At 42.6% G+C, this 19,091-nt stretch carries 20 protein-coding genes; 15 read left to right on the top strand and 5 right to left on the bottom strand.

Features of this window, described 5'->3' with window-relative positions; genetic code table 11:
- Window positions 1-3: 3 nt before the first annotated feature.
- Complete coding sequence (locus tag IEW93_RS11110) at window positions 4-504, bottom strand: zinc ribbon-containing protein (protein WP_188739400.1); 501 nt, start codon at window positions 502-504, stop codon at window positions 4-6.
- Window positions 505-624: 120 nt separating this feature from the next.
- Between IEW93_RS11110 and leuS the strand changes: the two genes are divergently transcribed.
- The 14 genes from leuS to lipA all read left to right on the top strand — a co-directional run bounded on the left by leuS (window position 625) and on the right by lipA (window position 14,775).
- Window positions 625-3,216, top strand: coding sequence for a leucine--tRNA ligase (gene leuS / locus IEW93_RS11105; protein WP_188739489.1), 2,592 nt, complete (start codon window positions 625-627; stop codon window positions 3,214-3,216).
- A 111-nt stretch (window positions 3,217-3,327) separates the two neighbouring features.
- Window positions 3,328-3,822 (top strand): LPS-assembly lipoprotein LptE, encoded by a 495-nt coding sequence (locus tag IEW93_RS11100; RefSeq protein WP_188739399.1) that lies wholly within the window; start codon window positions 3,328-3,330, stop codon window positions 3,820-3,822.
- Window positions 3,822-4,856 (top strand): DNA polymerase III subunit delta, encoded by a 1,035-nt coding sequence (gene holA, locus IEW93_RS11095; RefSeq protein WP_188739398.1) that lies wholly within the window; start codon window positions 3,822-3,824, stop codon window positions 4,854-4,856. The genes IEW93_RS11100 and holA overlap by 1 nt, the downstream gene beginning before the upstream one ends.
- A 25-nt stretch (window positions 4,857-4,881) precedes the next feature.
- Window positions 4,882-5,508 (top strand): nicotinate-nucleotide adenylyltransferase, encoded by a 627-nt coding sequence (gene nadD, locus IEW93_RS11090; RefSeq protein WP_188739397.1) that lies wholly within the window; start codon window positions 4,882-4,884, stop codon window positions 5,506-5,508.
- Window positions 5,509-5,609: 101 nt separating this feature from the next.
- Window positions 5,610-5,939 (top strand): ribosome silencing factor, encoded by a 330-nt coding sequence (gene rsfS / locus IEW93_RS11085; RefSeq protein WP_188739396.1) that lies wholly within the window; start codon window positions 5,610-5,612, stop codon window positions 5,937-5,939.
- On the top strand, window positions 5,939-6,409 hold the full coding sequence (gene rlmH / locus IEW93_RS11080) for a 23S rRNA (pseudouridine(1915)-N(3))-methyltransferase RlmH (RefSeq protein ID WP_188739395.1): 471 nt from the start codon (window positions 5,939-5,941) through the stop codon (window positions 6,407-6,409). The genes rsfS and rlmH overlap by 1 nt, the downstream gene beginning before the upstream one ends.
- Before the next feature lie 127 nt (window positions 6,410-6,536).
- Entirely contained in the window at window positions 6,537-8,393 is a 1,857-nt protein-coding gene (gene mrdA, locus IEW93_RS11075) for a penicillin-binding protein 2 (RefSeq protein ID WP_188739394.1), read from the top strand.
- A complete protein-coding gene (gene rodA / locus IEW93_RS11070; RefSeq protein WP_373284914.1) occupies window positions 8,375-9,496 on the top strand; it encodes a rod shape-determining protein RodA in 1,122 nt (373 codons plus the stop codon). Before mrdA ends, rodA begins: the two co-directional genes overlap by 19 nt.
- 12 nt (window positions 9,497-9,508) lie before the next feature.
- Window positions 9,509-10,504, top strand: a complete 996-nt coding sequence (mltB, locus tag IEW93_RS11065) for a lytic murein transglycosylase B (protein ID WP_188739392.1) — start codon at window positions 9,509-9,511, stop codon at window positions 10,502-10,504.
- A gap of 16 nt (window positions 10,505-10,520) precedes the next feature.
- Window positions 10,521-11,333, top strand: coding sequence for a septal ring lytic transglycosylase RlpA family protein (locus tag IEW93_RS11060; protein WP_188739488.1), 813 nt, complete (start codon window positions 10,521-10,523; stop codon window positions 11,331-11,333).
- A gap of 129 nt (window positions 11,334-11,462) precedes the next feature.
- On the top strand, window positions 11,463-12,674 hold the full coding sequence (locus IEW93_RS11055) for a serine hydrolase (RefSeq protein WP_188739391.1): 1,212 nt from the start codon (window positions 11,463-11,465) through the stop codon (window positions 12,672-12,674).
- 135 nt (window positions 12,675-12,809) lie between these two features.
- The gene (gene ybeD / locus IEW93_RS11050) at window positions 12,810-13,076 is read left to right on the top strand and encodes a DUF493 family protein YbeD (protein ID WP_188739390.1); all 267 of its coding nucleotides are present in this window, start codon (window positions 12,810-12,812) and stop codon (window positions 13,074-13,076) included.
- 83 nt (window positions 13,077-13,159) lie between these two features.
- Window positions 13,160-13,810, top strand: a complete 651-nt coding sequence (gene lipB / locus IEW93_RS11045; RefSeq protein WP_188739389.1) for a lipoyl(octanoyl) transferase LipB — start codon at window positions 13,160-13,162, stop codon at window positions 13,808-13,810.
- Window positions 13,810-14,775, top strand: a complete 966-nt coding sequence (gene lipA / locus IEW93_RS11040; RefSeq protein WP_188739388.1) for a lipoyl synthase — start codon at window positions 13,810-13,812, stop codon at window positions 14,773-14,775. Before lipB ends, lipA begins: the two co-directional genes overlap by 1 nt.
- Window positions 14,776-14,847: 72 nt before the next feature.
- Here the strand turns inward: lipA and rimI are convergent, their stop codons facing one another.
- The 3 genes from rimI to IEW93_RS11025 all read right to left on the bottom strand — a co-directional run bounded on the left by rimI (window position 14,848) and on the right by IEW93_RS11025 (window position 16,766).
- A complete protein-coding gene (rimI, locus tag IEW93_RS11035) occupies window positions 14,848-15,303 on the bottom strand; it encodes a ribosomal protein S18-alanine N-acetyltransferase (protein WP_188739387.1) in 456 nt (151 codons plus the stop codon).
- Complete coding sequence (locus IEW93_RS11030; RefSeq protein ID WP_188739386.1) at window positions 15,290-15,661, bottom strand: DNA polymerase III subunit psi; 372 nt, start codon at window positions 15,659-15,661, stop codon at window positions 15,290-15,292. The genes rimI and IEW93_RS11030 overlap by 14 nt, the downstream gene beginning before the upstream one ends.
- 106 nt (window positions 15,662-15,767) lie before the next feature.
- A complete protein-coding gene (locus IEW93_RS11025; protein ID WP_188739385.1) occupies window positions 15,768-16,766 on the bottom strand; it encodes a permease in 999 nt (332 codons plus the stop codon).
- 381 nt (window positions 16,767-17,147) lie between these two features.
- On the opposite strand from IEW93_RS11025, the gene IEW93_RS11020 reads away from it, so the two are divergent.
- The gene (locus IEW93_RS11020; protein ID WP_188739384.1) at window positions 17,148-18,431 is read left to right on the top strand and encodes an arsenic transporter; all 1,284 of its coding nucleotides are present in this window, start codon (window positions 17,148-17,150) and stop codon (window positions 18,429-18,431) included.
- Window positions 18,432-18,574: 143 nt separating this feature from the next.
- Here IEW93_RS11020 and IEW93_RS11015 read toward each other — a convergent pair whose 3' ends face one another.
- Window positions 18,575-18,814, bottom strand: coding sequence for a thioredoxin family protein (locus IEW93_RS11015; protein ID WP_188739383.1), 240 nt, complete (start codon window positions 18,812-18,814; stop codon window positions 18,575-18,577).
- Window positions 18,815-19,091 lie beyond the last annotated feature (277 nt).

Raw genomic sequence — 19,091 nt, 5'->3', positions numbered from 1 at the left:
CCTTTATGGTGTGAGTGGCTCGCGTGAAAATTCATCAAAGTCACATTTAGGGCAATCGGGGATTACCCCAGGAAAATCGATTTGCATTTCGTGACCACACTTATTGCACTTCAACTTTCCTTGGTTAATGATTTCCCCAGACTTATAAACCCCATGATGCTTAAAATCTTGCAGTAACTCGTGCCACTCAACCTGGCTTCTGTCAGTTATTTCACTGAGCCACCGCCATAACGTGTTCTCAATACCAATAACCGTTGGACTAAAACTAAAATTATCGGCGTTTTTTTCATTTAAAAAGTCTGCGATGTCTCGCTTTAAAAATTCTTCTACTAGAGCTAACTCTTCTTCATCGGCATTTGATTTTAGTTGTAAATATGCTTTTCCTTGAGTAACAGATTTAAACAAACTTTTAGCTGTCAATGAGTTATCTTTATCGAACGTGGTTTTAACCTGTTCAAATAGTGATTGATATAAGGCTAATAGTGCTGAACTTTTTCCACTCATAAGTAATACTCCTTAATACGCACCTTTTTAATAGATCACTTCTGGTTTATTCTATGCAGTTATAAATCGCGCTGTTGAGCGTTAGATCAAACAATGGGCGGCATGGCCGGAAATAGATTGATGCAAGAGCAATATAATCCCTCAGAAATTGAAGCCATAGTGCAAAAGCACTGGCAAGAACATAAAACCTTTGAAGTGACTGAAGATGAAAGCAAAGAAAAGTTCTATTGTCTTTCTATGTTCCCGTATCCTTCAGGTCGTCTTCACATGGGCCACGTCCGTAACTACACCATAGGTGATGTTGTGGCTCGTTACCAACGTTTGCAAGGTAAAAATGTGTTGCAACCGATTGGCTGGGACTCATTTGGTTTGCCAGCAGAAAACGCCGCAATCAATAATAAGACTTCGCCAGCACCTTGGACATACGAAAATATCGACTACATGAAAAACCAGCTTAAATTATTAGGCTTTGGTTATGACTGGAGCCGTGAAATAGCCACTTGTACGCCTGAGTATTATCGTTGGGAGCAATGGTTTTTCACTAAGTTGTATGAAAAAGGCTTAGTTTACAAAAAAACCTCATCAGTAAACTGGTGTCCAAACGACGAAACTGTACTGGCTAACGAGCAAGTACAAGACGGTTGTTGCTGGCGCTGTGACACTGAAGTGGTGCAAAAAGAAATTCCGCAATGGTTTATTAAAATTACTGACTACGCGGAAGAACTGCTTAACGACATCGACACATTAGATGGCTGGCCTGAACAGGTTAAAGCCATGCAGCGTAACTGGATTGGCCGCAGTGAAGGTATAGAAATGACCTTTGCGGTAGCAGACAGTGACGCAAGTTTTGATATCTATACCACTCGCCCTGACACATTAATGGGTGTGACCTATGTTGCCATTGCAGCGGGTCACCCACTTGCAATTCAAGCGGCAGAGAACAACCCGCAGTTGGCGGCGTTTTTAGAAGAATGCAAAAACGCTGACACCACAGAAGCCGCCATGGCCTCTATGGAGAAAAAAGGCGTGGCAACGGGCTTAAACGCCGTGCACCCTATTTCAGGCAAGCTTGTGCCAATTTGGGTTGCTAACTTTGTGCTAATGAATTACGGCACAGGTGCAGTGATGTCAGTGCCTGCCCATGATCAACGTGATTATGAGTTTGCTACCAAGTACAACCTAGCCATTGAAGCTGTAATTAAACCGCTTGAAGGTGAGTTAGACGTCAGCAAAGAAGCTTTCACAGAAAAAGGCGTGGTATTTAATTCTGGCAACGCATTCCCAGAATTAGACGGCTTAGAGTTTCAAGCCGCATTTGACACCATCGACGCTCGCTTAACCGCTGAAGGTAAAGGTAAACGTCAGGTTAACTATCGTCTACGCGATTGGGGTGTTTCTCGTCAACGTTACTGGGGTGCGCCTATCCCAATGGTAACCCTGGCTGACGGTACTGTGATCCCAACACCAGAAGAGCAACTGCCGGTTATTCTTCCAGAAGATGTGGTGATGGACGGGATCCAAAGCCCAATTAAAGCCGATAAAGCCTGGGCAGAAACCACAGTCAATGGCCAAGCTGCACTTCGCGAAACCGATACCTTTGATACCTTTATGGAATCATCTTGGTACTACGCGCGTTACTGTAGCCCACATGCTGATGAAATGTTAGATCCAGCTAAAGCCAATTACTGGTTACCGGTTGATCAATACATTGGTGGTATTGAACACGCGTGTATGCATTTACTTTACTTCCGTTTCTTCCACAAGTTATTGCGTGATGCCGGTTTAGTGAACAGTAATGAGCCAGCCAAACAGTTATTAACTCAAGGCATGGTATTAGCTGACGCTTACTACTACACCAACGATAAAGGCGCTCGTATTTGGGTGTCGCCATTAGACGTAACCGTAGAAGAAAAAGACGACAAAGGCCGTATTCTTAAAGCGGTAGACAATCAAGGTAACGAACTGGTTTATACCGGTATGTGCAAGATGTCTAAATCAAAAAATAACGGTATCGACCCACAAGTGATGGTTGAAAAATACGGTGCTGACACTGTCCGTTTATTTATGATGTTTGCCTCACCTCCAGAGCTAACACTTGAATGGCAAGAGTCTGGCGTTGAAGGCGCGCACCGCTTTATTAAGCGTTTCTGGAAACTGGCTAGCGACCATGTAACAGCAGGTCCTACTGAAGCACTTGATACCAGCAAATTAACCGCTGATCAAAAAGCACTACGCCGTGAATTACATAAAACAATTGCTAAAGTCAGCGATGACATTAGCCGTCGTCAAATGTTTAACACAGCAGTTGCCTCAATCATGGAATTGATGAATCACCTGCTAAAAGCACCACAAGAAAGTGCACAAGACCGTGCCTTGCTAACTGAAGCGCTCAGTGCTGTGACACGCCTGCTTTACCCAATCGTGCCACACATTGCCTTTACCGTGTGGAAAGAGCTAGGTAATGCAAACAACATCGAAGACAGCCGCTGGCCAGAAGTCGACGAATCCGCATTAGTTGAAGACAGTAAACTGATTGTGGTTCAAGTTAACGGTAAAGTGCGTGCAAAAATCACTGTTGCAGCAGATGCATCAAAAGAAGATGTTGAAGCACTTGGCATGAGTGATGAACACGTACAAAAGCACACTGAAGGCCTAAGCATTCGTAAAGTAATTTACGTGCCAGGCAAACTGTTGAGCATTGTCGCAAACTAAAAGACTACGCCCTGTGAGCGTGTTTAACGCTCACGGGGCGTCATCTATCATAAAGTACGCGATAAGTGTTTTATGTTATTCCGTACATATACAAGGACGCCTCTCCTCACTATGCTAGCCAATAAAATCTGTTTAGCCATAATGACAATGGTGCTGCTAACCAGTGCCGGATGCGGCTTTAAATTGCAGCGCAGCTACTCTATTCCTGCAGAATTAGCACAACTGCACTTAAGTAGCACAGATGAATACAGCGAATTAACCCGTTTAGTTCGTGACAGATTGCGTATCAACCGTATTAGCCTGGTCGACGCCGCCGAAAAAACACCAACACTTCGATTAATCAACGACTCGCTTGAGCGCGCCACACTTTCTCTTTATCCAACGGGTAATGTTGCAGAATATGAATTAATCTATGTGGTTCATTACTCAGTGACTTTTCCTGGTGAAGAAGTACAAGAGTTTGACACTGAAATTCGCCGTGATTATCAAGACGATCCACGCACAGCGCTTGCTAAAAGCCGTGAAATGGAATTACTGGTAAAAGAAATGCGGGTCCAAGCCGCAGATTATATTATCCAGACCCTGGCATCGATTGGAGCAAAATAATGCGGGTCTACCCCGATCAACTCAAACAACACCTAAAAAACTTACCTGATTGTTTTTTATTATTTGGTGATGATCCTTGGTTGATTGAAAACTGCAAACAACAAATTTTAACCGCAGCCAAAAAACAAGGGTTTGAGGAGCGAGTACAACTCAGCCAGGAAACCGGGTTCAATTGGAGTGATTTAACCCAAGAATGGCAAGCAATGAGTTTATTTGCCGATCGCAGGATCATTGAGTTAACCCTACCACAAGGCAAACCAGGAACCGACGGTGCTGCGGCATTTCAAACGCTGTTACAACACCCAAACCCAGATATGCTGTTAATTGTACAAGGGCCCAAAGCGGGGATTGAACAAACCAACAGTAAATGGTTTAAATCGCTAGATGCCAAAGGCATATATTTACCTTGCACCACACCAGAAGGCAAACAGTTTGAACGCTGGCTCGACAGCCGAATTGCTCATTACAGCCTCATAGTAAACCATGATGCCAAAGCCATGCTATTTACCTTATTTGAAGGTAATTTATTAGCGGCAGAACAAGCTATGCAAATGTTGCAGCTGTTAAGCCCTAAGCAACAAATCACGCCAGAACAACTGAGCGAGTATTTTGAAGACCAATCCCGTTTTAGTGTGTTTCAACTTTGCGATGCGATACTGGCTAATCATCAAAAGCATGCACAACACATGCTGGCACAGCTACAGGCAGAAGGGACAGCAATGCCCATCCTAATGTGGGCATTATTTAAAGAAATCAATCTACTGCTCACTTTAAAACTCGCACTTCATCAGGGTGAACAGATAAATCAGTTGTGGGGTAAACACCGTATTTGGGACAAACGCAAACCACTTTATCAAGCCGCACTGACACGATTAGATCTCGATCAAATTGAACACATGTTGGCATTTGCTTCACAACTTGAGCTAAACCTGAAACAAAAAGGCATAGAGGATTGGGTTGGCATCAGCCATTTTTGCATTTTATTCGACCCTCGCGCTCACAACCGCTTGGCTCACATCGAGTTAGCTGACTAAGTATTCTCACAAGCAAGGACTTCACATGCGCATTGGAATATTAGGTGGCACATTTGATCCCATCCACCTAGGACACATCAATCCGGCTTTAGACGTCAAACAACAGCTTAACCTAGATCAAATTTGGCTAATGCCAAACCACATTCCTCCGCATAAAAATACCACCATGGTGAGCAGTTTCCATCGTATTGAGATGGTCAAACTTGTGTGCCAACATTACAGTGACTTTCAACTATGCGATATCGAAATTAAGCGCGATACTCCATCCTATAGTGTAACAACGCTAACATTACTCACACAGCAATATCCTGAGCATGAATTCTTTTTTATTATGGGTATGGACTCTTTTATCCAGTTACCACTTTGGTATCAATGGCAGTCACTGTTTTCATTATGCCACATCGCCCTGTGTCAGCGCCCAGGCTGGAAACTCGAAGAGCACAGCGAAATGGCCAAACAGCTGTTATTTAGACACGCATCTATTAACGATAATCATCAAATTAAGCACGGTAAAATATTCAGTGTGAACAGTCAGCTCATTGATATTTCATCAACCGAAATACGCCAGCGATTACATCAACATACTGACTTGCAATCTGTGTTGCACCCCAGTACACGTAACTATATTGAACAGCATCATTTGTACCGCTAACTCAAAAGATAAATTTAACTCGGATTAAATAAGCTTAATTGCGCATTTGCAGCGAATTTGAGTATAATACTCCGTTAATTTTTACTAATGAGGTACTTCGCGTGCAAGGCACCGAGCTAAAAGATTTCGTCATCGATAAAATCGATGATTTAAAAGCAAAAAACATCACTGTTTTAGATGTGACTAAGCAGTCAACCATTACAGACACCATGATCATCTGTACTGGTACATCAAAAACTCACGTTCGTTCAATCGCAGAGCACGTCATTGTGTCAGCTAAAGAAGCTGGCGAGCAGCCTTTAGGTGTTGAAGGCCGTGACAGCAGCGAATGGGTATTGGTTGATTTAGGTTCAGTTATTTTGCATGTGATGCAAGAACAAACTCGTGATTACTACGAGCTTGAAAAACTATGGTCTGAACATAGCGCCTAATGAAGTTACAACTTATTGCCGTTGGCACCAAAATGCCTGACTGGGTTACCCGAGGTTTCGAAGAATATCAACGCCGTTTTCCCCGAGATATGGCCTTGGAACTTGTCGAAATCCCTGCGGGAAAACGCGGAAAAAATGCTGACATAGCCCGAATTTTACAAAAAGAAGGCGAATTAATGCTAGCGGCGGTAGCCAAAGGGAATCATATTGTCAGTTTAGATTTACCCGGCAAAAACTGGACAACACCAGATCTTGCCGAGCAAATGACAAAGTGGCAATTAGACGGAAGAGATGTCAGCTTACTCATTGGTGGCCCAGAAGGACTCTCACCTGCTTGTAAAGAGGCGGCCAACCAAAGCTGGTGTTTATCAGCACTCACCTTACCTCACCCATTGGTTAGGGTTATTGTTGCCGAAAGCCTATATCGTGCCTGGAGCATTAACAACAACCATCCGTATCACAGAGAATAATTCAGTGTCATCGATAATTAAGCTTATTGGTAATGATTATCATGTAACCCTTTTTTTCATATTCGCCAGCTGATACAGTGATTTTTTTTATTCAACTTTCTATTTGATAACGACGGGGATAGCATAAGTGCCGCCAAAAAAGCGCATTACCATGCATGATCACGCCGCAGAAGCAGCGCTATTTAAACGCCGTGCATTGTTTACGTTTATTTGCGTATTTGTTCTGCTTTGCGTGCTATTTTCCAATCTATATCATTTACAAGTTGTGTCTTATAAAGACTATGAAACACGCTCAAATGACAATCGGATCCGAGTTGTCCCTACTGCACCAAGTCGTGGCTTAATTTACGACCGCCACGGTGTCTTATTGGCAGAAAATCAGCCTTATTATTCACTTGAACTCATTCCAGAGAAAGTGAGCGACATCAATGCCACTCTCGATGAGCTAAACACACTGATCGCATTAACGCCTGAAGAACGTGAAAACATCACCGAATTGCTTAAATTTCATCGACGCTTTAAGCCGTTAACCATCAAAAATAAACTCACTGAAGAACAAGTTGCCACCTTCAGCGTAAACCAGCATAAATTTCCCGGACTTTATGTCGAAGCGGGCTTAAAACGCCATTACCCTTACAATGAACTCATGACTCATGTTCTTGGGTATGTGGGTAAAATTAACACACGTGACAAAGCGCAGCTCGAAAAAAGTCAGCAATGGAAAAATTACGCCGCCACGAAAGACATTGGTAAGCAAGGCATTGAAAAATACTATGAGGGCTTACTGCACGGTATTCCGGGGCACCTCGAAGAAGAAGTAAATAACCGTGGCCGTGTTATTCGCACCTTAAAAGTAACGCCACCACTCCCAGGGCAAGACATTTACTTAACGTTAGACTTAAAACTACAACAAAAGGCAATGGAGTTATTAGCCGGTCGTCGAGGTTCTGTAGTGGCATTAGACCCTCGTGATGGCGGCGTTTTAGCTATGGTCTCAAGCCCATCGTACGATCCAAACCAATTTGTGCATGGTATTAGTGCAAAAGCCTATTCAGACTTATTAAATGACAAATCTCGCCCGTTAATCAATCGCTCTACACAAGGCCAATATTCACCTGCATCAACCGTCAAACCGCATGTGGCATTACTAGGGTTAGAAGAAAGAATCATCAACGAACGCACCAGAGTATGGGATCCTGGCTACTGGCAAATGCCTGGTGTTGAACGTAAATGGCGCGACTGGAAAAAATGGGGCCATGGCTGGGTAGACATCTATCATGCCATTGTCGACTCGTGCGATATTTATTTCTACGACTTAGTGTACAAAGTCGGTATCGATAAAATGGCGACATTTATGGAACCATTTGGATTTGGTAAAAGTACCGGGATTGATATTTTTGAAGAGTCCGAAGGTGTAATGCCTTCACGAGACTGGAAACGTATGCGATATAACCAGCCTTGGTATAATGGCGACACCATTTCAGTGGGTATTGGTCAAGGCTATTGGACAACCACACCATTGCAACTGGCTAACGCCGCGGCCATTATGGCTAATAAAGGTAAGCGCTTTACTCCGCACTTATTAAAGTCATTTAAAAACAATACCGTTAAAATTGACACTCCGGTTGATGAGCTGCCACCCATTGAGCTAAAAAACCCTCGTAATTGGGACATTATCAATGAAGCAATGCGTCAAACTGCAGACAAATCTCGCTTTACCGATGCCACTTACACCGCAGCCATGAAAACCGGTACAGCCCAGGTCTTTAGTGTTGCTAAAGATCAAAAATACGACGCGGATAAAATTGCAGAGCACTTACGAGATAACGCCTTAATTATTGCTTATGCCCCATACGAAAACCCACGCATTGTGTTAGCAGTGGTGTTAGAAAATGCGGGATGGGGTGGCGCAAACGCTGGGCCATTAGCAAGGGCATTACTCGATGAGTACATTTTACGTGACGAATGGGCAATCAAACCTTGAATAATCATCCACATCAACAGTCATTTTGGCAAAAAATACACATAGATCTGCCGCTACTTTGTGGCATTTTAGTGATCATGCTATTCGGTTTATTTGTGATTTATTCAGCCAGTGGTGAAGACCCAGCCATGATGGAGCGCCAATTGGTGCGTATGACATTATCGCTCGGTGTAATGTTTTGTTTTGCTCAAATTAACCCAGAAATATTACGACGCTGGGCTTTACCTATTTATTTAGCTGGGGTGGTGTTACTACTTGGCGTTGAATTATTTGGCACCATCAATAAAGGCGCGCAACGCTGGTTAAACTTAGGCTTTATGGAGTTTCAACCTTCAGAGTTAATCAAGCTGGCCTTTCCAATCACCATGGCCTGGTACATCAGCAAATTCCCCCTCCCCCCTAAAAAACGCTATCTTGCTGGCGGCGTCGTGATTTTATTGATCCCCACGTTACTCATCGCCAAACAACCTGATTTAGGCACCTCGATATTGGTTGCCGCATCAGGCGTGTTTGTATTGTTTATGTCGGGAATGAGCTGGATTATTGTGGGTGGCGCCGTCGCCGCAGTACTGTTGTTTCTGCCCATATTGTGGTTTTTCTTAATGCACGATTATCAACGCACAAGGGTATTAACCTTATTTAATCCAGAACAAGATCCACTCGGCGCAGGTTATCATATTATCCAATCAAAAATTGGTATTGGCTCAGGTGGAGTATGGGGCAAAGGTTGGCTCAACGGCACGCAGTCGCAATTGGAGTTTTTGCCAGAGCGTCATACCGACTTTATTTTTGCGGTGATCGGCGAAGAATTTGGATTGATTGGGAGCTTATTACTGCTGTCGATGTATTTATTTGTCATTGGCCGCGGCTTAATTATCGCCTCACAAGCACAAACCAGTTTTGCTCGGTTATTAGCCGGCAGTATTACCTTAACCTTTTTTGTATACGTTTTTGTTAATATTGGTATGGTATCGGGTATTCTACCGGTCGTTGGCGTCCCACTCCCACTGATTAGCTACGGAGGCACCTCCATGTTAACCTTAATGACAGGGTTTGGTATTTTAATGAGCATTCAAACACATAGACGATTTGTCGACAGATAGGAATAGAGTTCAATGGCTAAAATAACATTACAAATCGCCAGCCTGACATTGCTTTGCAGTGTGCTTTTTCATGCTAATGCTGCCACTAACAGTGATCCTGAAGCACTGAAAACCGCGTTTATCAAAGAGCAAATCAGTAAAGGTGTTCAGCAAGCTGAAGTAGAACAATTTTTAGCAACATCGACATTTGATCAAAGCATCATCGATGCTATAACCAAGCCTTGGGAAGCCAAGCCCTGGCATCAGTATTACCCCATTTTTCTAACCGATAAACGCTTAGAAAAAGGCTTAGCCTTCTGGAAAGAAAACCACGCTGTCATCAACAAAGCGGCTGAAAAATTTAACGTCGACCCACAAATAATTGTCGCCATTATCGGGATTGAAACCTTTTATGGTGGCTACATGGGTAACCACAGAGTACAAGATGCTTTGTATACTTTAGGATTTTATTATCCGCCAAGAGCGACGTTTTTTAGAAGTGAGTACGCTAATTTAATGTCGTTAATTAAAGAAGAACAACTCGACAACAGCACACTCAAAGGCTCTTATGCCGGAGCAATGGGCTATGGTCAGTTTATCCCATCAAGCTACCGTCATTATGCCGTTGATTTTGATGGCGATGGTAGAAGAGATCTATTAACAAGCAAAGCTGATGCGATTGGCAGTGTAGCCAATTATTTTCATCAACACGGGTGGCAAAAAGGCCAACCTGTCGCATTGTTGTTAAACCACACATCAACTCAAGCCCCCAAGGCCAAAGTGTGGACCAAAGAAAAACTTCACTACAAGGTATCGGATATCCTAAGCCCCACGCTGAGTTTAGCGACTAACCAAGATATTGATGCCTCTCAAAAAGCATTACTAGTTAAGCTAGAGCAACCCGATAATGCTGAATATTGGTTAGGTCTTAAAAACTTTTATGTCATTACTCGCTATAACAGAAGCCCACTTTATGCCATGGCGGTTTATCAGTTTAGCCAGCAACTTAATGCTCACTATCAACGCTAGGTAAATCAGCATGCCAATGTCTATTCGCCATATTCTACTTGTGCTTTTTTGCAGTGGATTTTTAATTAGTTGCTCGTCTAATGACACTAATAATGTCGTTAATAAACCGGCTAACAAAAGCCGTTATCAAATGGAAAACGACCGCTATCCCGATGACGCACCAGACGTTAGCTTAGTTAAGAACGCACAGCCCAAATATGAACCTTACAGCCGCCAAGGTAACCGTGATTACACAGTGCTTGGTAAACACTACAAGGTTTTAGATAGCGGAAAAGGCTTCAAAGAGCGAGGCCATGCCTCTTGGTATGGCTCAAAGTTTCATGGCCACTTAACCTCAAATGGCGAAACCTATGACATGTACACCATGTCAGCGGCGCATAAAAACTTACCCCTACCAAGCTATGTAAAAGTCACTAACTTAGACAACAACAAGCAAATTATTGTGCGAGTAAATGATAGAGGTCCATTTCATGAAGGCCGGGTTATTGACCTGTCTTACGCTGGGGCATACCACCTAGGCATGCTAGCCAAAGGCACTGCTAGAGTTGAAATAGAAACAATATATGTACCTTCACCAACACAGCGAGTCATTAGCGACCTAAAAGACAACGAAAATCACTTTATCCAAGTGGCTGCGTCTAAAGATAAGTTGCGCATAAACATGCTTGCAAAACAGTTAGAGACAAAATATGGCGTGCCTTACCGGGTTAGTTCCGCTAATGGTTTACACAGATTACAACTTGGACCAATTAAGCAAATTCACCTAACCAATAAGTTGCTCGATAAATTGCAATCCGACGGCTACCCGCAAAGTTTTATTGTGCCTTAACACGTTAATGATTTGCATTGAATGAAAGAACCTTAATGCGAAATGATTGTCTACTCATGTATAATCATTAACAATTATTAAAATGGCTTTTTTGTCTTTTCTTCGACTAACTAGAGACGTACCTAATTCATGATGACTAACAAGACCGCTCAACTCACTTCAATGCTATTTGCATCTGTAGTGTCTTTTTCTTCGCTTGCAGCAACGCCACAGCCAGACCCTCGTCCAACACCTAATCGCGCCCCAATGGTAACACCTGATGCGCCGAGTGTTGCCGCAAAAGCTTATGTACTAATGGATTATCATTCAGGCCGAGTTATCGCTGAAGAAAACGCCTACGAAAGTCTAAACCCTGCAAGCTTAACGAAAATGATGACTAGCTATGTTATTGGTCATGAAATTCGTGAAGGTAATATTTCATTAGAAGATGATGTCACCATCACCAAAAATGCCTGGTCTAAAAACTTCCCAGACTCTTCAAAAATGTTTATTGAAGTCGGCAAAACAGTAAAAGTACACGACTTAAACCGCGGTATTGTCATTCAATCAGGTAATGATGCTTGTGTGGCAATGGCAGAGCACATCGCAGGAACTGAAGGTGCGTTTGTTGATTTAATGAATTCATGGGCCAAACAGTTGGGCATGAAAGACAGTTATTTTGAAAATTCGCACGGACTCGATTCAGAAAACCACAAAACCACTGCATACGACATGGCATTATTAGGGGCTGCACTCATCCGTGACGTGCCTGATGAGTACCGCGTATATTCTGAAAAGTCATTTACTTACAACGGTATCAAACAGTACAACCGCAACGGCTTATTGTGGGATAAAAGTTTAAATGTTGACGGGATTAAAACGGGTCACACATCAGGTGCGGGTTACAACTTAGTAGCCTCTGGCACAAGCGAAGGTATGCGCTTAATTACTGTGGTTATGGGTACTACAAGCGAGTCTGCCCGAAAAGCTGAAAGTAAAAAATTGCTTAACTATGGTTTCCGCTTTTTTGAAACCATTACCCCATACAAAGCGGGTGATACTTTTATTACTCAAAAGATTTGGTATGGTGACAGAGAAACCGTTGATCTAGGTGTAATGACAGACACCCCTATCACCATAAATCGTGGTAAAGCTAAAGATTTACAAGCCAACTTTGAGCTCACAAAAGAATTAACCGCACCATTAGCAAAAGGCGAAACAGTAGGCCGCGTGTATTTCCAGCTTGATGGTCAAGACATTGCTCAATACCCACTTGTTACGTTAAATGCTGTAGAAGAAGGCAGTTGGTTTAGCCAATTGATGGACTACTTCAAACAAATGTTTTCGAGCTGGTTTGAATAATTAGTCTAATAAACTAATTTGAATCAACCAATTAAAGCCGCATTTATGCGGCTTTAATTTTTTCAGCCTTATCAGGCTTGAATCGGGTATAATCGCCACCATATTAAACAGATAACCAACCAAATTGAGTAGCCAATGTTAGATACCACTTTTGACCAAGTAATGGAATTTCCGAACTCATGCCCATTCAAAGTGATTGGTGATGCCGATGACACTCTTGCAGATCGCGTTGTTGCTGTTGCCCAACAACTTGCACCGGGTGACTACGTGCCAACAGTAAAAGCATCGAGTAAAGGCAACTACTATTCGGTCACAATCCGGATTACTGTGACCAGTAAAGAGCACATTGAAAAAGCGTATATTGATCTTGCCGCTATCGAAGGTGTTAAACGCGTTCTGTAATTCAAAAGAGACAGCATTTGCGTAAAACTTGAGTATAATACTCAAGAATTAAACACACCATTTACCTAGGGGAGACGTTGCCCTTGCAAGCAAATACTTTGCACATTCGCCATTTAGGCATGCAAGACTACGAGTCGATTTGGCATGCCATGCAAGACTATACTGACACAAGAGATGCAGACAGCCAGGATGAACTATGGATTGTTGAACACTCACCAGTATTTACCCAAGGCCAAGCAGGTAAAAGCGAGCACATTCTCAACCCAGGTAACATCCCCGTTATTCAGGTCGATCGTGGTGGTCAAGTGACCTATCACGGCCCAGGGCAATTAGTGGTATATCCACTTATCGACATCAAACGTAATAAACTCGGCGTACGTCAACTAGTTAATCATATCGAACAAAGCATCGTCGATATGTTAGCCCAATATGATATTGAGGCTTATGCAAAAGCCGATGCGCCAGGTGTGTATATTAACGAACGTAAAGTCGCGTCCCTAGGGCTTCGTATTCGTAAAGGTTGTTCGTTCCATGGTTTAGCACTGAATGTTGACATGGACTTAGCCCCATTCCAACGTATAAACCCTTGTGGTTATGCCGGTTTAGAAATGGTGCAATGTAAAGCCTTAGGTGGACCGCAAACCGTTCGAGAAGCCGGCGAAAAATTAATCCAAACCTTTAGCCAAATTATGGGCTATCAACAACTTGTACATCATCAAGGATTAGCAGAATAATGAATAGGCCTGAAAGATTACAACCAGGTGTTAAACTACGCGACGCAGAAAAAGTCGCGCGTATTCCTGTCAAAGTGGTGCCATCTGAGCGCGAAACCATGTTACGTAAACCTGACTGGTTACGCGTAAAACTGCCAGCATCAAACCAGCGTATTTTGGATATCAAATCAGCTTTACGCAAAAATGGATTGCACTCAGTTTGCGAAGAAGCATCATGCCCTAACCTTGCTGAATGCTTTAACCACGGCACGGCTACATTCATGATTTTAGGTGCCATTTGTACTCGTCGCTGCCCATTTTGCGACGTTGCGCACGGCCGCCCATTAAAGCCAGATGAACAAGAGCCACAAAAGCTCGCGCAAACCATTAAAGACATGAAGCTGAAATACGTGGTGATCACCTCTGTAGACCGTGATGACTTACGTGATGGTGGCGCGCAACATTTTGCCGACTGTATCCGCGAAATCCGTCTATTAAACCCAGAAATCAAGATCGAAATTTTAGTGCCTGATTTCCGTGGTCGTATTGATGCTGCACTCGACATTCTTGCCACCGAGCCACCAGATGTGTTTAACCACAATCTTGAAACAGCACCAGCGCATTACCGTAAAGCTCGCCCTGGCGCTAACTATCAGTGGTCGTTAGACTTACTAAAACGCTTTAAAGAGCGCCACCCAAATGTACCGACTAAGTCGGGCTTAATGATGGGACTGGGTGAAACCAACGAAGAGATAGCTCAGGTATTGCGAGACTTACGAGCTCATAACGTAGAAATGCTTACCCTTGGTCAATACTTACAACCGTCTAAATTCCATTTACCGGTTGAGCGCTACGTGCCACCTGCTGAGTTTGATGAGCTAAAAGCACTCGCTGATGAGCTCGGTTTTACTCATGCAGCTTGCGGACCTTTAGTTCGTTCAAGTTACCATGCCGACTTACAGGCTCAAGGTAAAGAAGTAAAATAACTGCTTACTGAGTTTGAATAACACAAATAAAAACAGCGCATTAAGCGCTGTTTTTTTGCTGAAAAATAAAACTTATAAGGCTTTATCCATCAAAATTGCATCTTCATTACCAGTACTTGTTTGGTAATAGTTTTTACGCCTACCCGACTCAGCAAAACCCACTTTTTCGTACAAACTTTTGGCCGCAGTATTTGACTCTCGCACCTCTAGCATCATCACAACAGCCTCAGCCTGTTTTGCATCAGTTAAAAGGTGACGAATAAGTAATAAACCTAAACCTTGCCCTTGGTTAGCGGGCGCAACACAAATATCAAGCAAAGTCGCTTCGTCAATGATCTGCTGCACAATCGCAAACCCCAATAACTCACCTTGCTGTTTAATGCCAATAATACGGTACAAAGGCCCAAAACAATCGGCAATAACAGCCTCTGTCCATGGGTGAGTGTGAGCCTGGTTTTCAACGGCAACCATCGCTGCCACGTCATCTATGCTTAGATGAACAATTTGATAAGCTTCAGTGTTGTGCATTATGGCCGCCATCTGTCGTGTGTTGTTTATCAAGATGCAGGCTTATTTGCTGCCAAAGTTGCCGCTTCTCTTGCGGATTAACAGGTAATTCACTTATGGGGGAGCTCACTATCCAGGCAACGCGTGGTCTCACTTTCACTTTACGCATATCCCAAACCACTTGAGGGCCTTTGACCATTTCGCAATCAAATTCACATTCTTCAATTTTCACGCCCAATAACCGTAATACATCATTGATTAGGGATTCATCAGAAAGATCAGCATCAAGATCATGTAATACAAGGTAAGGCTTTATCGGCTTATCAGCACTACGCCACCGCGTAATATTCATTGCGTCTAAAAAAGCAGATTGGTCCATTAGGCTCTCATTGTTAGCATTTAATTCATCGCTAAGCATAGCAGCTAAGTGTTAGGGTAAAAAGAGAGCTACCACATGCATTTACTCTGAACTGCATTTTTAGCCGCTATAACATGGGACTAATGATATTGAATATCCACCCAACTAAGGTAAATGAAATCAATAAAATACTAAAAACTATCATCAGTAAACGCCATTGCATTACCTGCTTAAGTAAAATGAATTCTGGAAAGCTTGCAGCAACCGTAGCCATACAGAACGCCAAGGTGGTGCCAATGGGTAGGCCATTAATAATAAGGCTCTCCATGATAGGAATAACTCCTGTGGCATTGGAATATAACGGAATACCCACCAATACCGCTGCTGGCACAGACCACCATTGACCATGACCTAAATGGGTTTCAATCCAGCCATCAGGCACAAATCCATGGAGTGCAGCGCCAAGCCCTACCCCAATAATGACCCATTTCCAAACCCTAGCAAATATTTCGAGCATCTCATCTTTGGCAAATTGATGGAGCTCAGCTAGTGTCAGTGAGGTAGATGGGGTTTGGTTAGGCAGATTATCATTCGTTTTTGCCTGGCCCCTCTCTAACGCTTTAGCCGCGAAAGATTGCAGCCAACGTTCTGCGTGAATGGCATCTAAAAATGCCCCGGCTAATATGCCAATCGACATCCCCACAACCACATAAATAACGGTAAACTTCCAACCAAGCAGGCTAATAAGTAACAAAATAGCCACTTCGTTGATCAGTGGTGAGGTAATCAAAAAAGCCATAGTGATCCCAACCGGGATCCCAGCTGAGGTGAAGCCTAAAAACACAGGAATACTCGAACAAGAACAAAAAGGAGTGACAGAGCCAAAAAACGAACCCATAAAATAGCCGACAAATCGATTTTTGCCGGCTAAATAGTCTCTCACACGTTCAACATTCAGCGAGGCTCTAACCAGTGCGATGACGTAAATCATCAACACAAGCAGTGCAAAAATCTTAGTAGTATCTTCAATAAAGAAATGAACCGCATCGGCAAGCTTGGTAGTTGGGTCTAAATTAAAGACTGTAAACGTTAACCACGTTGCCAAATCAGAAAAAATTTGCAACATAATGAAACTGCCTTAAAGCATATTGTTATCAAAACACTTATGCATACAAGTGATTAGGTAATAACATTATCCGTCTTATATATGAAATTTCATATATTACAGATCAAGTTTTGAAATCATTTTCAGCTTACCAAAACCAGATTAATCATTAGAAGACAAATCAGATTATTTATAAACGTTCACGAGGGTCTAGTTACTGATTAACAAAATCATATCCAAGCATAATCATTATTAATCACATTTGACTCTATTAATTTCAAGCGTATAGTACATGCGAAATTTCATATATATCTCGCAACACTTATTGCTAAATCTAATCAGAAACAGCATAAAACGGGATTTGAGTAATAACATCAGCGAAAATTATCTTTTGGAGGTTGTATGTGGTTGGCCGGAGCCATTTTTGTTCTTACCATAGTGTTAGTCATTTGGCAGCCTAAGGGTTTAGGCATTGGCTGGAGTGCCTCTTTAGGGGCAATACTCGCCTTGATGTTAGGTGTAGTGCATTTAGGCGATATCCCCGTTGTATGGGATATTGTTTGGAATGCGACGGCTGCATTTATCGCGATTATTATCATCAGTTTATTATTAGATGAGTCAGGCTTTTTCGAATGGGCAGCGCTTCATGTTGCACGATGGGGCCACGGTCGTGGGCGGTTATTGTTTAGCTATATTGTGCTATTGGGCGCGAGCGTGTCAGCGTTGTTTGCCAATGATGGGGCCGCACTAATATTAACCCCTATCGTCATCGCAATGTTATTAGCATTAGGCTTTAGCAAAGGGGCAACGCTAGCCTTTGTCATGGCAGCAGGCTTTATCGCAGACACCGCAAGCCTACCCCTAATTGTTTCTAATTTGGTTAATATCGTGTCAGCTGACTTTTTTGATATTGGGTTTAATCAGTATGCCGCGGTTATGGTTCCTGTTGATATAGCAGCCATTATTGCCACATTAATCATGTTACATTGGTTTTTCCGTAAAGATATTCCTGCCACTTATGACGTACAAAAGCTGCGCCAACCCAAAGAGGCGATTAAAGATTTACACACCTTTAAAACCGGTTGGGGCGTATTAGCGCTGCTGTTAGTTGGATTTTTTGGCCTAGAACCACTTGGAGTACCAGTCAGTTTAGTGGCTGCGGTTGGGGCATTAATTTTATTTGTTGTGGCTAAAAAGGGACACATCATCGACACCACCAAAGTAATTCGTGGTGCCCCATGGCAAATTGTGGTGTTTTCGCTTGGTATGTATTTAGTGGTTTATGGTCTGCGTAATGCAGGGTTAACCGACTACTTATCTAGCATATTAAATAGTTTAGCTCAGCAAGGCCTTTGGGTTGCGACCATGGGTACAGGCTTTTTAGTCGCGTTTTTATCATCCATAATGAATAACATGCCAACTGTTCTGGTTGGCGCCTTGTCTATTGATGGCAGCGATGCCACTGGCGTGATTAAAGAAGCAATGATTTACGCCAATATCATCGGCAGCGATTTGGGCCCTAAAATCACACCAATCGGTAGTTTAGCCACCTTGTTATGGCTGCATGTTTTGGCTAAAAAAGACATTAAAATCACCTGGGGATACTATTTCAAAGTCGGTATTGTAATGACCTTACCCGTGTTATTTGTCACGCTTGCAGCACTTGCACTGCGCCTCTCTATGTAACGCTGGTAACAGGCACTAAAATCAGTTTTAGTGCCTGTTATAAAGAAGCATCTTATGCTTGAACACCACAGAACTTTTGTTCTTAAAACTGAGCAGACTCAATATTAAACACACTTTGACAGTACATTATGAGCATGAATCAATTAAGTATACGCTTTTAATAATGATACGATTTCATCTACGCTTGCTAGCCTGCCACTTAATATAACCTTGTCATCTACCACTAGAGCTGGGGTAGACATCACATCATACTCCATGATTTTAGCAACATCTGTTACTTTTGACACACCAGCATCAACACCCAAAGATTTCACAGCTTGAACCGTTGCCTCTGAAAGTTTCTGACATTTCGTGCAACCTGTTCCCAGTATTTTGATTTCCATCTTACCTCTCCTATGATTAATCAAAATTGAAAAAATCTTTATATCGTGTCAGCAAAAGTATGATAACCGTGAGTATATTAATGTGATCAAATACTGAGTTTAGTGATTCAACTAACTTTTCAATTTTAAAATCATTCATGTAAAGCTATACATAGACAGGATCTTTAGCGATAACGCTATATTTTAGGTAGAAAAAAGGCCTTATTTATGATCTGATAATTGTCGCCAAACAAACTACCATGAGCAATAAATAAAGCCGATGACGATTATCTCCTTA

The organism is Shewanella inventionis, assembly GCF_014641855.1.
GTDB classification, from domain to species: Bacteria; Pseudomonadota; Gammaproteobacteria; order Enterobacterales; family Shewanellaceae; genus Shewanella; species Shewanella inventionis.
This window is presented reverse-complemented; position numbering and strand designations above follow the sequence as displayed.